The sequence below is a fragment of the Nonomuraea sp. NPDC050680 genome, from assembly GCF_040654555.1.
In the GTDB taxonomy this organism is placed as follows: Bacteria; Actinomycetota; Actinomycetes; order Streptosporangiales; family Streptosporangiaceae; genus Nonomuraea.
The window spans coordinates 76,893-92,598 of the sequence record NZ_JBFAIF010000008.1 but is presented as its reverse complement, the minus strand read 5'-3'; the positions used below and the strand labels follow the sequence as shown (position 1 = coordinate 92,598).

Annotated in this window: 17 protein-coding genes and 1 tRNA gene; 6 read left to right on the top strand and 12 right to left on the bottom strand. The window is 65.5% G+C overall.

The genetic code is table 11. From position 1 onward, the window contains the following. Positions 1–365 precede the first annotated feature (365 nt). The 3 genes from AB0H88_RS26435 to AB0H88_RS26425 are packed head-to-tail and all read left to right on the top strand — an operon-like array spanning position 366 to position 2,170. Positions 366–605: a hypothetical protein gene (locus AB0H88_RS26435; protein ID WP_357648812.1), complete on the top strand. Its 240-nt coding sequence runs from the start codon at positions 366–368 to the stop codon at positions 603–605. Between the two features lie 3 nt (positions 606–608). After that, positions 609–1,760 (top strand): hypothetical protein, encoded by a 1,152-nt coding sequence (locus tag AB0H88_RS26430; RefSeq protein WP_357648810.1) that lies wholly within the window; start codon positions 609–611, stop codon positions 1,758–1,760. Positions 1,761–1,762: 2 nt separating this feature from the next. Then, positions 1,763–2,170 (top strand): hypothetical protein, encoded by a 408-nt coding sequence (locus AB0H88_RS26425; RefSeq protein ID WP_357648808.1) that lies wholly within the window; start codon positions 1,763–1,765, stop codon positions 2,168–2,170. A gap of 281 nt (positions 2,171–2,451) precedes the next feature. Here the strand turns inward: AB0H88_RS26425 and AB0H88_RS26420 are convergent, their stop codons facing one another. Together AB0H88_RS26420 and AB0H88_RS26415 are read right to left on the bottom strand one after the other, a co-directional pair. Then, positions 2,452–2,910 carry a hypothetical protein gene (locus AB0H88_RS26420; RefSeq protein WP_357648806.1) on the bottom strand — a complete coding sequence of 153 codons (459 nt, stop codon included), beginning with the start codon at positions 2,908–2,910 and terminating at the stop codon, positions 2,452–2,454. Positions 2,911–3,226: 316 nt separating this feature from the next. Then, positions 3,227–3,829, bottom strand: coding sequence for a hypothetical protein (locus AB0H88_RS26415; RefSeq protein ID WP_357648804.1), 603 nt, complete (start codon positions 3,827–3,829; stop codon positions 3,227–3,229). A gap of 126 nt (positions 3,830–3,955) precedes the next feature. On the opposite strand from AB0H88_RS26415, the gene AB0H88_RS26410 reads away from it, so the two are divergent. Continuing rightward, positions 3,956–4,072: transfer RNA gene (locus tag AB0H88_RS26410), tRNA-OTHER, on the top strand. Positions 4,073–4,418: 346 nt separating this feature from the next. Here AB0H88_RS26410 and AB0H88_RS26405 read toward each other — a convergent pair. The 4 genes from AB0H88_RS26405 to AB0H88_RS26390 all read right to left on the bottom strand — a co-directional run bounded on the left by AB0H88_RS26405 (position 4,419) and on the right by AB0H88_RS26390 (position 6,619). Then, positions 4,419–4,595 carry a hypothetical protein gene (locus AB0H88_RS26405; RefSeq protein ID WP_357648802.1) on the bottom strand — a complete coding sequence of 59 codons (177 nt, stop codon included), beginning with the start codon at positions 4,593–4,595 and terminating at the stop codon, positions 4,419–4,421. Between the two features lie 87 nt (positions 4,596–4,682). Next, entirely contained in the window at positions 4,683–4,976 is a 294-nt protein-coding gene (locus tag AB0H88_RS26400; protein ID WP_357648801.1) for a hypothetical protein, read from the bottom strand. A gap of 224 nt (positions 4,977–5,200) precedes the next feature. Continuing rightward, complete coding sequence (locus AB0H88_RS26395; protein ID WP_357649319.1) at positions 5,201–6,136, bottom strand: ADP-ribosylglycohydrolase family protein; 936 nt, start codon at positions 6,134–6,136, stop codon at positions 5,201–5,203. A 273-nt stretch (positions 6,137–6,409) separates the two neighbouring features. Beyond that, positions 6,410–6,619: a hypothetical protein gene (locus AB0H88_RS26390; RefSeq protein WP_357648799.1), complete on the bottom strand. Its 210-nt coding sequence runs from the start codon at positions 6,617–6,619 to the stop codon at positions 6,410–6,412. Here AB0H88_RS26390 and AB0H88_RS26385 point away from each other — a divergent pair. Then, on the top strand, positions 6,603–6,902 hold the full coding sequence (locus AB0H88_RS26385) for a hypothetical protein (protein ID WP_357648797.1): 300 nt from the start codon (positions 6,603–6,605) through the stop codon (positions 6,900–6,902). The genes AB0H88_RS26390 and AB0H88_RS26385 overlap by 17 nt on opposite strands. A 19-nt stretch (positions 6,903–6,921) precedes the next feature. On the opposite strand, the gene AB0H88_RS26380 is transcribed toward AB0H88_RS26385, so the two are convergent. After that, positions 6,922–7,353, bottom strand: a complete 432-nt coding sequence (locus AB0H88_RS26380) for a hypothetical protein (RefSeq protein WP_357648795.1) — start codon at positions 7,351–7,353, stop codon at positions 6,922–6,924. A gap of 104 nt (positions 7,354–7,457) precedes the next feature. Between AB0H88_RS26380 and AB0H88_RS26375 the strand changes: the two genes are divergently transcribed. Continuing rightward, complete coding sequence (locus tag AB0H88_RS26375) at positions 7,458–8,069, top strand: transposase (RefSeq protein WP_357648793.1); 612 nt, start codon at positions 7,458–7,460, stop codon at positions 8,067–8,069. Positions 8,070–8,261: 192 nt separating this feature from the next. Here the strand turns inward: AB0H88_RS26375 and AB0H88_RS26370 are convergent, their stop codons facing one another. The 5 genes from AB0H88_RS26370 to AB0H88_RS26350 form a co-directional block, all read right to left on the bottom strand. Further along, positions 8,262–10,241 (bottom strand): sugar transferase, encoded by a 1,980-nt coding sequence (locus AB0H88_RS26370; protein WP_357648791.1) that lies wholly within the window; start codon positions 10,239–10,241, stop codon positions 8,262–8,264. Positions 10,242–10,807: 566 nt separating this feature from the next. Then, a complete protein-coding gene (locus tag AB0H88_RS26365) occupies positions 10,808–12,037 on the bottom strand; it encodes a hypothetical protein (protein WP_357648789.1) in 1,230 nt (409 codons plus the stop codon). Between the two features lie 5 nt (positions 12,038–12,042). Beyond that, complete coding sequence (locus AB0H88_RS26360) at positions 12,043–13,536, bottom strand: hypothetical protein (RefSeq protein ID WP_357648787.1); 1,494 nt, start codon at positions 13,534–13,536, stop codon at positions 12,043–12,045. 235 nt (positions 13,537–13,771) lie between these two features. After that, positions 13,772–14,323: an N-acetyltransferase gene (locus AB0H88_RS26355; protein WP_357648785.1), complete on the bottom strand. Its 552-nt coding sequence runs from the start codon at positions 14,321–14,323 to the stop codon at positions 13,772–13,774. 141 nt (positions 14,324–14,464) lie between these two features. Beyond that, positions 14,465–15,682, bottom strand: coding sequence for a globin domain-containing protein (locus AB0H88_RS26350; RefSeq protein ID WP_357648783.1), 1,218 nt, complete (start codon positions 15,680–15,682; stop codon positions 14,465–14,467). Between the last annotated feature and the right edge of the window lie 24 nt (positions 15,683–15,706).

Sequence of the window (15,706 nt, the reverse complement as noted above, 5' to 3'; positions counted from 1 at the left end):
TGCCTCCGACCGTCCCCGCCCATGTGACTCATCATCGTGGCGTGCGACCCAATGGACAACAAGCCCCGCAAACCGGAAGGAGATCAGACCTGGGCGCCGCGACCGCGATAGTCCGGGGCGGCTGGTCGAGAGACATGCGCGCCATGATCTTGTGTGCCCCAGGCCCATACAGGGCATTTGCCCAGCTCAAGATGCCCGAACAGGCGGAGGAACCTCCACTCTCCTATCTCCTAATGGGGGCGTGTCGCATCATCTGACACTTCAGACCAATCCCGGCAATTCGGTTGCTGCGAAAGGCGGAGCGCAGTCCAATGGCCTTAACGCCCTGGTCCGTAGCTTGATCGTCGCACCCGAAGGAGTCACGTATGACCCGGGAGCAAGTGGAACAGGCCTTACGCCGAGCCGAGGAACTCACCGATCAAGCCAGGCCCGGTCTCGACCAGGCGATCGCGCTCATGGCGCAGAACGTCTGGACCGGCCCGGCCGCACAACGCTTCGCCGACGAACTGACCGCTCAGCGCCAAGCCCTCATCGGAGCCTGCGCAGGCACGGTCGAGGAACTCCGGGCGCTATTAGCCCACACGCCAGCCGACAGCCTCGGCTAACCCATGGGTCAACTGGAGGGCATGGTCCCCGAGGGAGTTCGCAGCCTGAAGGACGCGCTGCGCCAGGCCGAATCATCGCTGGACTCCATCGGTGAGGAGTTATGGAACTTGCTGCGCGGTGCTTGGCTATCGACCGCCTCGGCCGACACGATCCGTCAAGTAGCGGCGTGGGCTGGAACCCAGGGGCCTGAGATCAATAGGCGGTTGCTGCTTCTGGAGCGTATGGAGCTGGACAAGCCGGAGTTGTTCGGCGCGGGCATGCCACCGATCTCGGTCGACGACTCTGTATTCGCTCCTGGAGCGGTTCTGCCCACGACAGGAGGTTTTTGGGATCGCGTCGGCCAGCAAATCCAGGCCACCTTCGACCCGAACCTGAACTCCGGCGACTCCCTGACGGAGGCGGTCAAAGGCACGGTGGAGAGCGTGGCCGGCATGGGGAAGATGGTGATCGACTACTCTCCCATTCGGGCGATCGTCGACTTCATGGGCTGGCAACGCAGCGTAAATGACATGGCCCAAGGCCTGCTCTACGGCATCCAGAACCCGGCTGAGTTCGCCAAGTCGGCGCTGGACTGGGATACCTGGACCTCCAATCCCGAGCGAGCATTCGGCCGCCTCATCCCGGACATCGTGGCAGCCATCACTACGGCCGGCTCCAGCGGCGCAGTCTCCGGAACCAAACAGGCCGTGGGTGCGCTGGGGAAGGCGGCCAAGAGCGTGATAAAACCCACGCCGTCGGCCAAGCTCTCACACTACGGTGAGCGCTTCGAGCTTAAGGGGAAGGAAGTGCCACCGCTGTTCCGGGGAGACGGCCGGACACTGGACAGAATCTTCGAGAACGGTATGACCGCACGCGACCCGGACATGAGCATCGAAGACCACCTCTCCGGCGAGAACGGTTTGATCGCCGCCTCGAAGAGCAAGAACGTGGCCAGGGGGTTCGCCGTCGGACACAAGGGATACATCTTTGAGATCGATGACCGCGGAAACGGCATGGAAGTAAAGTACGGCCCCGGCTTCAAACACCTCAGAGGCGAGCAGGAGGTCGCGTTCAAGCGGATCGATCCATCGCAGATCAGAGGAGCTTGGAAGCCGGGCAAGTACGGGAGCGCTGACGACGTCTGGATTCCGAACCCCCACTACGTGCCGAGGTGAGCATGCACGACCTCGAATTGGTCAACTTGGCGGATGAATCCCTTCTGCCCTGCCAGGTGACAACGCAGACCGATGGCGAGACGTACGAGCTCCGCCTGACTCGCGCAAGCGCTTCGCCGATCAGGGTTCACTCGTCGATCGACTTCGAAGACGCCTTGCGCCAGCTGAGAGCAGAGCTGGAACAGCAGAACCTGCTGTTGCTCTGTAACAGGTACCGCCGCGATGCGTTCGTCTCCTCGATGTCACGTCAAATGAGTGAGGGCCTCTCGTGCTACCTGGTCGTCGCCGGGGAACCCGTATCGCCAGAAGTGCTCGCCGATAGCCTCGGGCCCGCGCCCAGGAGCGATGTCGTCATCGCCGAGGATGCGTCGAAGTTCATCAATGAATGGATCGCCAGCTTCGACAACTGACGAGTCTCTTCGGACAGGTCATCGGCTCTTGGTCGGTGTCATGCCGACACGCCGCCACGAGGAAGCCACCAGCCGCGGATCTTGCTAACGCCGATGCTAACAACGCCCCTGGACCACCGGCGTACGCCCCTGAAAGATGATCAAGCTGGAGAAGCCGCCGAGCAGGCACTTCCGACAGCGGTAGATCTCCGTAGACGATCTCGAACTGGCTACGGATCAGATGCCGGACTCCCGTGATTCTGACCTATGATGAGGCCGACCCGAGACTGCCCAGGCCGGGACTATCCGGAAGAAAGCGCGAGGAAGGCGCAGAGCAGAAGGAAGAGGGCCAGCACCAGACTGGACCGCCGCCACGTCAGGCGCGGCGCGCTTGCCAGGGCGGCCAGTGGGTAGGCGAACAATCCGGCGACTACGCCGACCGGTACGTCGGCGAGTTCCCAGATTGGCACCAGGAAGAAGGGCGCCAGCACGGCGACGGACCACGCCGGGCGCACCCGTAGGAGGTGCAGCAGCGGCCAGGCGAGCACGACCGCCGTCCAGTTCCCCACCGTCCACGCGTCGGCCAGCTGACCGACGCAGCCGAAGTGGCCGCAGCTCGAGTCGTCGGACAGGGCGGCTACGAGTAGCAGCCAGCCGAACTGGAGGAAGGGCAGGATGATGCCGGCGAGCCCGGCGGCGACCACCCGCTCGGCAAGCCGCCCTTCGGCGGCGGGCGAGACACTCGCGTTGCACATCTCCACACCGCAAGCATCTGATCCGACCGTCTCGCGATGCACACGCATTGATCACGATTCATGTGGGGGTTGTCGGCGTCCTGCCGTGTGCTCGGCGCTGTACAGCAGAGGCATAGCAATGAGGTCTTACACGATCACACCCTGCCACTTGGGAACTGGTCTCTGAACTGGGCACCGCGGGCTCCAGGTGGTACCTGGCTCCTTTGCAAGTAGGCGCTCACTAGCGCTTGCGCGGGACGCCATGTCGCGCCAGTCAAGGTCATGACGATTGCTCCGCTTGACTCGAACAGCGGACGGTCGGCAGTTCACCCCTGCCAAAGCCTCAGAGGAAGTCGCCCCAAAAGCGAACCAGCGGTGGTGTGATCCAGTCTTCACTGATCGACTGGCCTGTTCCGCTGAACTCGTTCGTGATGTAGTCGGCCAAGTCAGTGCCGTAAAAAACGATGTCGGTTTGGTAGACCGACAGCACCGGATGTCCGTGCGTACTGTGGCCGGCGGGTAGATACCGGTGTCCGAAGATCGGGACGAGGGTAGGTACTTGGGCTAGCTGGCTGCGCGCTACAGTAAGCGCTGCCGTTAGGTCGTCGGGTCGGTCGCCCCACGTGTTGTGCCAGAAGGCGTTGTGCTCGACATCGAACAGAATTCCGTCGACGGGCCAGGCGAGTTGCTCGCGAAGTCGGTCAGGAACGCAATTGCGCCAGTCCGGCCATAGTTTCTCCCAGGTGGTACCGGGTTGTGGTTCCTGTCCCACCGGAAGTCCGGCCGCGAGGAACGCTCTGTGATCGTCAGCGAACTCGAAGCCGAAGTCGCGCTCGATACGGTCGAACTCCGCCTCGCTCAGCCCCGGCTCGATCTCACAGCAGCCCAGTTCGGCCAGTCTGTGTGCGGCCCTCAAGCCTAGGAGTCCCCCTTCTCGGCTGATCACGATCGCAGCCTAGCGACAGCACCTGTTGAGCAGCCAACGCCGCCTCGCGAGCCGGGTGTGCCACAGAGTTGATCTTGCTAGCGCCGTTGCTAACAGCGGCCTTGGACGAACATGGACGGAGCTGGAGCCGAAGTCCTGCGGGAGGCCATCTGAGCAGGCTGTTCTGTTTGCTGTGGATGCTCGTGGACGTCCTTGATCCTGCTTGTAAACAGAAGGTCAGGGGTTCGATTCCCCTCGTCGGCTCTGCAGTAGGGAGCCCCTGAGCAGGCATAACGCCGTCAGGGGCTTTCTCTTTGTCAGGACAATATCGAGATCTTGCTAATACGGTGGCTCCCAGGTGGCTCCCCGCCAGCAGCGTTGCCGTCTTTGGCATCCCACGCGGCTGCTGTCGAGTGTTCGGAGGATGTAAAGGCCGGCCGTTGCGGGAAGGTCGGTGAGCTCTACTCTGATGTGGTGGAACTCGAGACATGGCGAAGGCGCGCCGGGGCAGTGCCTTCTCAACACTCCCTGAGAGCCTTGCGGAGGGTATTGGAGGAGGTAGGGAGAAGGCCTCGCTATCAAGCCTGTTGGTAGGGCCGGGCTCACCCTGTCAGAACAGGACGATCCGGGTTAGCAGCACCTGTTGATTCTTCCGGTCGATCCGATACTCCGCGATGCCGAATCCCTTGGGGATGAGGATCTCCCGCCAGTCGGGATCGGTGCCGACCTGGTCGCTTGCCGTCAGCCACAGGTCCTCTTCAAATGGCGACTGTGAGTGCGGCCACACTCGAGAACGCCTCCGCCGAGACCGATGGGTTGGCGAGTGTTTCAGCCACGACCTCCGATGGCACGACCGGCCATAGGTCGTCCTCGCTCACTGAGCGCCACGCTCTTGTCGGCGACGTAGGACTTCCTCCATGGTCGCGGTCGGCAGAGTCCCGGCTTCGGCTGCTGCTCGGATACGGTCACGGTCCGGGTCGGTGTCCAGCATGGCCCGACCCCACCAGGCGTTGAGCACGCCGTCCAGTTCAGCGCCCTGCTGAGCTTCAAGAAGTTCGGCGAAGAACTGCGCACGGCGGCTGCCGCGCAGCGCGCCGGAGATTCCGCCGATCGTCCGCGGCACTCTGGGGTGGTCCGGTGCGCCACTGTGGACAGGCTGAGCGCTCATGACACCACCTTTCACGCTGTCAGCCTACGGCTTGATCTCAACTACTCGCAGGAATCCCGTAGGTCCAAGGGGAAGAGTGTGCCCCTGATCGTCTACCAGGCGTACACCGAGCATTACTGTCCGGCTCGGCGCCCGTGATCTGGAGACCTTCAATTCCGACGATTGGTGATCCTGCTAACGCGGACGCTAACAACGGCCTTGGAAAACGCAGCCAGGTCCCTGCGTCAGTCTGAATTCGGATGCTCCACGAGGTCACGAGCGAGGTCGATCAGGTGGGGCAGAGGCAGAGTTCGGCCGCCGCTTCCGGGTAGCGGAACGTGTAAGGGATCGGTCCAACTGGTTGGGATCGCTGCCGCTCCGTACACGGCCCCGGCCAGTCCGCCGGTGACCGCGGCGACGGTGTCGGTGTCGCCGCCCAGGTCGATCGCGGCGCGGACAGCATCCTCATAGCCGCGGGTGGTGCGCAGTGCCCATATGGCTGAGCCGAGGCAGGGCCAGACGGCACCGTTGAATTCGGTGGCTTGGTCGGGATGCCAGCTGGGCGCGAGGATGGCGGCGTAGCGCTGACGATGGTCGGGGTGGACAGCGGCCAGGGTCTGGGGGAGCTGGTCCAAGGGGTTCGCTCCGGACAGGGCGACGCGTATCAGGTCGTGGAAGATCGCGGTGCCTTCCCATGCTGCCGGGTCGCCGTGGGTGAGGGCGGCGATGTGCCGAGCGGCGTCCATGGTGGCCTGCCGTCCGTTGCGGGCGAAGTACACCGCCGACGGGGTGGCCCGCATCAGCGCGCCGTTACCCGCGGCTCGGTGGCTGCTCCGGTAGTGGGCGGCGGCGGCCTGATCCCAGGGCAGACTGCGGGTCAGTACGTCTTCGGTCTGCAGCCCGATGTCTTTCGGCTGATCGGCCGCCCATCGCTGGAAGCGGGCGAAGATATCCGGCAGGTCCAAACCGCCCTGTTCCAGCAGCGACTCGGCTACGTGAACAGCCATCTGCGTATCGTCGATGGCCTCGCCCGCGTCCCAGCCGCCGCCTCCAATCATCTCGCCGCCGGCACCTGGTACCGGAAAGCGGGAAGAGAACGCGCCCGCCGGACCGAACTCGAAGGGAGCACCCAGCGCGTCGCCCACAGCCGAGCCGACGACCGCGCCAACGGCACGCTGCACAAGATTCACTCCAGCAGGCTACTTGGCCCGTGCAGCGCCGACCGTCTGGTGCTTCGAGGCGGAGTGACTGAGCTAACGGAAGGAGACGGCGGACCTTGGGTCATGACGGGCAGGTTGCCGAAGCAGAGAGCTGTAAACAGCAGCGGAATACAGCAACGTCGCCTTACCCGATCACATGTCGTTGCCCCGCATCTACCGCTTGACCAGGCTCGCCAGCCCTCAACGAGGTGACTGGCTCCCGTTTGCAAGTAGGAAGTCGGATAGTGGGTGGGATCAGAGTCCGAGCGGGTGTGTAGAGAGCCAGTCGGCGTGAGCGTTCTTCAGGGCGTCTCGTTCTTGCGGGCTGGCCAGGATGACGTCGGCGCCGCCGTCGTAGGGGAGGTAGAGGCGTCGCAGGTCGGTGTCCATGATGATGACGCTGGCGCAGTCGTCATCGGCGACTGCCCGCAGCAGGAGGTCGGCCAACGTGATGGTCCAGGACACCGACGTCGCCGCCTACCTCCGGGCCGCTTCAATCCGCGAGACGGGATTCGGGACGTTCGTGCAGCGGGTCGAAGCCGCACGGAAGAACGGGGAGTTTCCACGTGGCTTCGACCCGCACGCGCTGGCCGCCTACTTCGCGGCTGTGCTGCGCGACATGTCTGAGTGGGCCAGGGACGGGGCCGATGTCACCGAGCTCAGATCGGTCGCGGAGCTGGCTCTCGCCGTCTGGCCCGGCCCGACAGATCTCAAGCATTGCTCAAGTCATAGCAGGGCGGCGGCGTAGAAGCCCCTTCCACTACTGCCTACTTGATCGTGATGTAGCCGGAGCTGTTCTGGCAGCCGCCGCTGTTACAGGTGCGCAACATGTACTTGTAGACGGTGCCGGTGGAAGCGGTGTAGTTCAAGCCGGTCTTCGAGCTGCCGCAGCCGTTGTCGTTCTTCTGCACCCAGCCACCGATCCAGATCTTGGGGCCGTACTTGTCGCACTTGGTGTCCCTCGTCCTGAACCAGATGTAGTCCTGGTCGATGCGCTGCCATCCACTGCCCTTGACGGTGCATCCCCTCTTGACATACCCCTCGGCGGAGGCGCCGGTGATGCTCGTGGAGAAGGTCTGCGTGGATTTGCAGCCCTTGACGGTGAGGGCTGCGGCAGGGGCCGCATTGAGGGTGATGGTCGTGGCGGCCGCGACCACGCCGACGGCAATCGCGGCGATGCGCTTGGAAGTCAACTTCATGAACCATGAAGCTAGCGGCGTCTGGTATATCGCCGGTATGCAGGCCTTACCGGGGTGCGCTTCCCCTCATACGGTGGAGACCGAACCTGAGGTGAGGTTGGGTCGTGGGAGTGAGCAGGCGCCGGTTTGATCCGGAGTTCCGAGGCGGTGCTGTGCGCATTGTCAAGGAGACCGGCAAGCCCGTCTCGCATGTCGCGCGGGACCTTGGTGTCAACGAGTACACACTGCATAACTGGATGCAGATGGATCGGCAGGTCGGTGGCAACGGCGGTGGGAGCGGGAGGCTGACGGAGTCCGAGCAGGAGGAACTGGCCTGGCTGCGGCGGGAGAAGGACACGACGTCGGCTCGGCGTTTGGCTTCTGGGTTCAATCGTGCAGGGGGTTGGTCGACCAGATCTTCTTTCAGTGAGCGAAGGGGAGGCGGCGAAGGCGGTTATGTCGTCAGCGGCATTCAGCGTGATCTGGCGAGAAACCCCGGGCGTGCGGCCTGGGGCCGGTCCCCGACGGCGGCGGGACACCGGGCCGGGCGCCGCACGCCTGCCGCGCCGTACGGCCCGAAAGCTCTGACCAGGGCTGCCGCGCCGCCGCACAGATGCAGCCCTACGATCGCCACGGCGTGGCCGGCCACCCGGGGCGGCAAGATCAACTCGGGCAAGATCAACTCGGGCCAGAGTCTCCGTAGGAGCGAGGCGTTCAGAAGGCGCTGCAGGTCGTAAGACGTGGCGCTTTCCCGGATCACGCGCATGTACATCAGTCGCGTGCCAGTAACCACCAGTCTGCTACCGGGCCTCCTGACGGTTGCTCGGACCGACTCCCACCCGGCAAGCGAGGCCGAGCTTACGACCCACAAGACTCATCGCTACGTCACGGCTTCGCTCCTGTTCTGCTGGGCGCACGGAAGATCGAGCCTAGAGAATGCGCTTCCAGTAAGTGGAGAGGAATTTCCGGGCGATCTCCCGGTCCAATTTCAGGCTCGCGTGCTGGTCATGCCAGAGGCCCGTGAAGCCTCGTTGAAGGTCGTACGCGAATGTCCCCTGCTTGAGATTGAGCTCGACGGTCTTGTTGGGGAAGGCGCCGAGCCACCCAGGCTTTCCGGCCAGATCCGCTTCGTTCCAGCGTGGTCCCAGGACGGGCCCGAGCGCCGCTACTGTTCTCTGTCTGTCGGGGGTCAATAGCGGTCGGTCGTTTACGACCGACATGTTTCCCTTGATGATGACGTTGTAGAGCATTTGGACGGTCTCGTCGAGAGTGGTTCGCGACCATCCATTACCGACGCTCGTACGTTCGCCGCTACCGCCTTTGGTGCCGTCGGTTATCTTCATCGTACGGCCCTTGGCCATGTCGAACTCGTGGCCGAACTGACCAACCCGTTTCTGGAAGAAGAAGGGATTTCTTCCGTCCTCGGCGAACTTCGCGAGCGCGAAGATGGCGTTCGCAGGAGTGGTGATCATGACAATCCCGCTGGCCCACTTGACGTCATGCCACCGCTTGGCCGGGCTCTGCTTCCATTCTCTGCCCCTCAGGCTCGCATAGGGTGGGGCAGGCCAGGACCGAGCCGCGATACCCGCGCCGGTGCTGAGTGCGGCCATGCCGAAGCCCATCTCAGCGGCGTGCTTCCAATCCCAGCCGGCGCCGCTCGCCCATCCCGCGGTTGCCAGCACGGTTGAGCTCACCGCACCGCCGACCATGATCCGGGAGAATGCCCGCTCCCATGTGGCCGACTCCATGGCCTCGGCCAGGCCGGTGAGCGCGGGTCCGCCTCGGCGCAGCAACGCGGGCAGCGCGCCGTGCGCACCGGCCATCAACCCGCCGGCGAGCGCTCCGTGCAACATATCCCGAACCAGCTTCCCGACATCGATGGTGCCGGTGGCGAACAGCTGGTTGATAGCGCCCAGTCCGCCGGAGTACATCGCGCCCAATGCTGCCTGACGGATGATCAGCAACGTGATCCGCAGTACCTGGCCCTCGGTTCGGAGCAGCCTTTTCACCACGGCGTCGAGGAGCGGGCCGAGCCGGGGGGCCAGTAGCTTCGCAATGAGCATCAGCGCCACCACGAACGCCGCAGATGCCAGGAATCGCCGTCTGGCCTCCACGATCGCGTCGTAGCCGATCTGGCCGCTGTCGGCGAGATGCGCGCACCGCCGATGCAGGTCAGCCAGCTGCCCATTCTCGCCGTGCACCACCCGCGTGGTACGTCCGAACACAGCGGTGGCCAGCCCGGACCCGGCCCCGGTCACCCGCTCGGCCTGCCCGGCGACCTGCTCCTGGACGTCAGCGACCACGCGTCCCACCGCCGTCGCGGCATCCCGCAGCCGCGCCACACCGTCGAGATCACCATCCGGCCACGCGGACCCGACTCCTACAGATTCGAGGAACCAGATCGCCTGGCTCACGAAGTCAGGCGCTGGTGTGGTCGTCGGCAGACCGCTCGGGCTCAGCCCGGGCTTGTACACATCCGGATCCGTCAGCCATCCCGGGTATACCTGCGCGTACGGGATCTCGGTGGTCGCCTCCCCGGCCTCGGCGTAGCTGCCCCCGGCAATCATCCTGGCGTTCAAGTCCTCGGTTGCGGCATACCCGCACCCGGCGACGACCATCCCGGCCGCCATCGCGCGTAGCAGGTTAACCGCTCCGACCAGGTCTTTCAGCAGGTCGTCACGTAGTTGGGCGAACCCCGGCATGCCCGCCTCGGGATCGCCCTCGAACAGCGCCCGGCCTAGATCGTCCTGGCCGAAGGGGCGCTCATCCACCGCCCGGCAGAACTCGTCCACGCCCTCGGCCAGATCATCAGCGGCCTTCCGGACGCCTTTCCCCGCGCTGAGCCAGTTCTCCGGGTCGAATATCAGCATCCCCGCAGGGGCCAGATCGTTGGCGGCGATGTTCCTCATCTCCATGATCTACAGCAACGCTCGCAATCACTAACGGAGCATCTACGCCGACGGATGGCGGGGCCGCCTTCACTGTCGGCCGACAAGGCGCGACGCAGTGGTGGCTGATGCGCGTTCGGCAACGTAGCACACCCGCCGATGGCGAGCGCTTTGGAGACCAGACGAAGCCGCGACTTAAATTGCCGCTGCTGAACAAAGAGCTCGTTCGACCAAAAGCCGATGCATTGCAGCTCCATCCTTCGCATGGGTATGTCTGGCAGCTATCGAAGCACCCTCAGAGTAGATGGGGTAAGTGCGGACGAAGACTCAGTCGCCTGCGGTCGTCTCGTCGGTTGTCTACGCCAGTCGATCAAGAACAGGGGCCCACGTTCGCGCGCCATCATCCCCGATCGACGTGCTCGCCCGCCACCTGGTGCACGTCACCCTCGCCTCTTCGCGTCAGCCGGGCGACGGGTGAAGTCCTCGACGGAGATGGTGAGCTGATCGTTGATGAGGGGTCGAGCCGCAGGCTGTGGCTGCGAGGCAGAGGGCTGCGATGGCTGAGTGTGGGCGCGGTATCGGTTATCTCAATCGTGGGCGGACAAGCCGGACACGAAGATCTTGGCAATCCGGATGAGGGACTTACGGAGGGCGGCTTCGTCGAGGTCCGGCTCCTGATAGCCGGGGGTGTCGCGGACGCCGCCGCCGGTGTTCGTGCCGTCGTAGCTGAGCTGGATGAGGTAGTCGCCGGCCAGGACGTGGACTTGGTCGGCGAAGGCGAACGCCCGGTCCCCGAGGCCGGTGAGGTGCTTGACGGGCGCGTCCTTGGCGTAGCGTCTGGCCTTGGCGTCCCACCCCCCAGTTTTTAGCTCCCGGTGGCCGCGGCGTCCGACGTTGTTGACGTAGATGCGCAGATCTCCGCAGAGACGGGTGATGTCCCCAAGTTGGATCACTCCGAGGCCGCAGTAGCCGCCTGTCTCCACGACCTCGTCTGTCTGCCCGAGCCGGTCGCGGAGTTTCCAGGTGCAGGTGGTGTCGTGAGCGTCGCCGCTGCTACTCACTTCCGTGACGGAGGGGAAGAAGGCCGAGGTGACGTCGGCGGTGGAGATGGCCCCGCACAGGCCGCTGTCATTGGGGGCAACGGTGCTGGGGTCTTTTGCCATTTCCGTGGTGAAGACCTCGGCGACCTGGTCCGCGCCGCGGCGAAGCTCGGCTTCTGCGGGTAATTTGTCGTCGCGCTCTTCGCCTTGGTATCTGATCGAGATCAGCCAGGGCCCTTGCCGGATGTGCATATGGACGTAGCGAGAGTCGGACCGGCCGGACTGGCCGGTCCGACTCCCCGTCAGGCTGTACGCGGCGTCGCCGTGATCCGCTGCCACGGGAGGGGTGTATGTCCAGCCGAGGGCGTCCGGCTCTTCGGCCAGTTTTGCGGCGTCCGCCTTGCTCTTGTCGAACTTCTGCTTGGCGTGGTCGGTCGCGGTCTTGGTGACAGTGCCGTAGGCCTGGACGGTCACGCCCAGCGAGCGAGGGCCGCCGAAGTACCATTGGCACTGCCCCCAGACCTGGGTGGCGGTCGCGACATTGTTGCTCCAGTCGATCTCGTCGCTGAGCATGTCGCTGCGGACCAGGGACACCCGGAGCGCCTCGGGGACGGCCGCGCAGACCTGGGCCCCGGTGATCGGACGTAGCTGGTCGGGGACGACGGGGGTGGGGGTCGGGCTGCCAGTCGCCGCGGTGGGGGTGGGGGCCGCCGCCGGGGGAGTGACGGTGCAGGCGGCCAGTGTGGTCGCGAGCAGGAGGATGAGGGGAGTTCGCATCGCAGCTACTTGAGGTCAGAGACGAAGGTCTTGGCCAGCCGTACGACGGCTGACTGCGCGACGGAGGGCTCGAAGGCTGGGGCGAGGTAGCGGGGGCTGTCGATGATGCCGCCGCCGGTGGTCGTACCTCGGTAGGTGAATACGAGGGTGCGGTCGCCGTGGAGGACCTCGAGCAGGACCTCGTGGGTGGTGCCTTCCTTGGGGCGGTTCGGCCGGTACGTGGAAGACACCACGGCGAACGCCTTTTCACCGAGGCCGGATATGTTCTGGCGGACCTCGTAGTCGGTGTGGATGTTGGCGTCGCCGAGGCCGCCCTTGGCGTTGTAGCGGTCGAACTTCTTGGCGGCGCGGTCGAACTGGAACTTCGAGCCTAAGCCGTCCTTGCCCCAGTTGGTCAGGTGGATGCCCAGCGTGCCGCCACGGGCGGTGAACTCCTGGCCGGGGCTATGTTTGACGACCTCGCTGATCTTCCAGGTGCAACTGGTCTGCTGGATGCGGCCGGAGTTGCCGCCGACGGACGGGCCCTCGACGGTGGGGAAGAAGGCCGACTTGATGTCGGCGGTGGTGAGGATCGCGCAGGGGCCGGAGAGCTTCACGGCGGCGGCGTCCTTGGCCATCTCGGCGGTGATGAGTTCGGCGACCTTGCCCGTGGCCTCGCGGACCGAGTCGCCGGTGGGGTATTTGTCGCCGGTCCGGTTGTCGCCGCCGTACGAGATCTCGATCAGCCAGGGGCCCTGCCGCACGTACACGGTGGCGAAGAGGCCGCTGAGGCCGATCGAGCTCTGGTTGTACGACGCGTCACCGAAGGTGAGTTCTTTGAGTGGGCCGAACGTGGAGCCGGTGGTCCTGCCGTCGATCCGTTTGCCGTCGCGGACATTGACGCGGCGCTCATACGATTTCTTGTCGCGGTCGAACTGGTCCTTGGCGTAGTCGAGCGCGTTTTGGGATCTGCTGTTGCGGGCCTTCACGGAGATCTTCAACGAGCGGTAGCCGAGGACGCCGGAGCCCACGTCCATCTTGCTGTTGTTCCACGAGCAGGCCGCGTGCTTCTCGGTTTCAGTGGCCATGCTGGTGGACGCGTCGTTTCCGCCGTACTTGCCGTCGGTGACCAGCGTTTTGCGGTACGCGTCGGGGATGGCGGCGCAGAGCTGGTCGCCGGTGAGCGCCCGCAGTTTCACGGCCGCGACCGTCGGTGTCGCGGATGCGACGGGCTTCCGCCGGGTGGCGGAGGTGGACGCGGCCGGGCGAGGTTCGTCGCTGAACGCGCGTAGGAGCAGCCAGCCGCCGGTCGCCAGCCCCCCGATCATGAGGATGCCGAGCACGACGATCAGCCCGATCAGCGGCCCCCGCCGGCCGCCGCGGCGAGGTGGCTGAGGTGGCGGTGGCCAGTGCTCACCGGTCTGCCGGGCATGCGCTCCGCGTCCCTGAGGGTGCCCAAGCGGCTGGCCCTGCGGCCGCTGGGGAAGGGACCTGTTGGACGGGGGGTAGGGCGTGGGCATCGCGACCTTTCAACCGGCAGATGGCTCCGGTCGCGACTTTACGGAGAGCCGAATGCCCGGTCTGTCAGGTGAACACCCGACAGAATGATCACGTTTTGGAGACTCCCCAGGAAGAGGCAAGAAGTCCGCGTGAGATGGTGGGCCAACTGCTGGTTGCCCTATCTCGCCTGGGTGGGAATCGAACCGGCGGTGCTCGGGGCTTGCGCCCGCGGCGTTCTCGTCGCGGTGCACGCATTCAGCAGGCGTCGAGGTCGCGGAGCCCGACCGCGTCGTGACGCCAGAACGGCTCGGAGTAGACCAGGGTCCCCGTCATCCACGGCTCGTACGCCGGAAGCCTGATCACCTGGAAGGCGTCGTCGGGGATGCGCAGGGACGGCTTGCGGAAGCCCAGCTCGGCCCCAGGGATGAACCCGAAGCGAGAGTAGTAGCCGGGGTCGCCTTCCAGGAAGACGAGGGGACTCGCTCCTTCGGTGAGAGTCGCGAGCCCGGCGCGGACCAGGGCCGAGCCGATGCCCTGTCGCTGGTGCTCGGGCAGCACGCCCAGAGGGCTGAGCACCTGTACGTCGACCAGCCGCCGCGGGGCGTCGAGCAGGCTGCGGGTGAACATGACGTGCCCGACGACCTGCCCAGCGGCCTCGGCCACGAGTGCGAACCCCCCGTCGGAGCGGATGCCGTGGCGCAGGGTGTCGACCAAGTCGACCACGACTCTGCCGTGATCGCCGAACGCTCGCAGATGGACGTGACGTACAGCGTCCGCGTCGCCCGGCCGCTCTTGTCGAAGCTCCACCTCCCGAACGGTAACGATCTATCCTGCCGCCGGCATCTGGTTTTCACTCGCAGGCCTCGCATGTGGACGGCGAGACGCCCATCTGAGCTCAAAGCTGTTATCCCGCGCCTCCTCAGATGGATGTCGCCCCCTTTAGTACGGTCAGGCGGGTGTCGGTACGGGGGCCGGGCGCCACTGTTCGGAGCCGAAGACCTCGTAGCGGATCCGCTCGTCCGGTACGCCGCGGCGGTGCAGGCCGGCCCGAACCACCTGCATGAACGGGACGGGACCGCACAGGTACACATCCGCGTCGGGATGCAGCGGGATGGCGTCGGTGTCGATGAAACCGGTGAAGGCATCCGGCGCGTCCGGGACCGTCTGCTCGTACCAGACGAGGTTGCGGAAGGAAAGCAGCCGGGAGCCGTTGGCGATCATGTCGGCGCGTAGTGGGTGGCGTTCCATGCTGCGGTCGGCGTGCACGGCCGTGACGTCGCGGGTGGGCTGGGTGCGCGAAACGTGGTCCAGGATGGCGGCCATCGGGGTGATGCCGACGCCCGCGCTGACCAGGACCAATGGCGCTTCGCCGGCGCGCAGGGTGAGTTCGCCGTACGGGTGGCTCAGCCGCAGCCGGTCGCCGATACCCACATGGTCGTGCAGGAAGCCGGAGACCACGCCGTCCGGGGTGCCGCCGGCGCCGCGTACCCGGCGTACGGTGATCCGCAGCATGCCGGCGGCGGCCGCCTGTGAGAGGGAGTACTGCCGCAACTGGCTGGTGCCGTCGGGCAGGTCGGCGGCGACGGTGACGTACTGGCCGGGCAGGAAGCCGGGGGCAGGGTAGCCGTCGGCCGGCGTGAGGATGAACGACGCCGTGTCGTGCGCCTCGCTGATCTTGCTCGCCACGACGTATTCCCGCCAGGGCGTGGCGCTGTTCACGTCGGCCTCGGCGTAGAGGCGCGCCTCGTGGCCGATCAGCCGGGCGGCGAACAACCAGTACACCTCGTCCCAGGCGGCGGCGACCGCCGGGGTGACCGCGTCACCGAGCACGGTGCCGACCGCGCCCAGAAGGTACTTGCCGACCACCGTGTACTGCTCCGGGCGGATGCCCAGGGCGCAGTGCCGTTGTGCGATGCGCTCCACGATGTGGTCGAAGACCGGGGCGTCCGGGCCGGCGCCGATCAGGTGCCCGGCGAACGCGGCGACCGCACCGGCCAGCGCGTGCTTCTGCTCGCCGGTCGCCTGCGCGCTGCGGCTGAACAGGTTGAGCAGGTCAGGGTTCTCGCCGAGCATCGTGTCGTAGAAGGCTCCCGAAATGGTGCCGAGGTGTTCGCCGACGACGGGGAGAGTCGCCTTGACGATCGGGACACTGGTCGCGGAAAGCACTTGTTCCTCCAGGTGAGGGGATAG

Excerpts from the sequence above, each read along its gene's own strand:
- AB0H88_RS26435 (WP_357648812.1), top strand. The coding sequence starts at position 366 with ATGACCCGGGAGCAAGTGGAACAGGCCTTACGCCGAGCCGAGGAACTC.
- AB0H88_RS26430 (WP_357648810.1), top strand. The coding sequence starts at position 609 with ATGGGTCAACTGGAGGGCATGGTCCCCGAGGGAGTTCGCAGCCTGAAG.
- AB0H88_RS26425 (WP_357648808.1), top strand. The coding sequence starts at position 1,763 with ATGCACGACCTCGAATTGGTCAACTTGGCGGATGAATCCCTTCTGCCC.
- AB0H88_RS26400 (WP_357648801.1), bottom strand. The coding sequence starts at position 4,976 with ATGAGCGCTCAGCCTGTCCACAGTGGCGCACCGGACCACCCCAGAGTG.
- AB0H88_RS26380 (WP_357648795.1), bottom strand. The coding sequence starts at position 7,353 with ATGAAGTTGACTTCCAAGCGCATCGCCGCGATTGCCGTCGGCGTGGTC.
- AB0H88_RS26370 (WP_357648791.1), bottom strand. The coding sequence starts at position 10,241 with ATGAGGAACATCGCCGCCAACGATCTGGCCCCTGCGGGGATGCTGATA.
- AB0H88_RS26365 (WP_357648789.1), bottom strand. The coding sequence starts at position 12,037 with ATGCGAACTCCCCTCATCCTCCTGCTCGCGACCACACTGGCCGCCTGC.
- AB0H88_RS26360 (WP_357648787.1), bottom strand. The coding sequence starts at position 13,536 with ATGCCCACGCCCTACCCCCCGTCCAACAGGTCCCTTCCCCAGCGGCCG.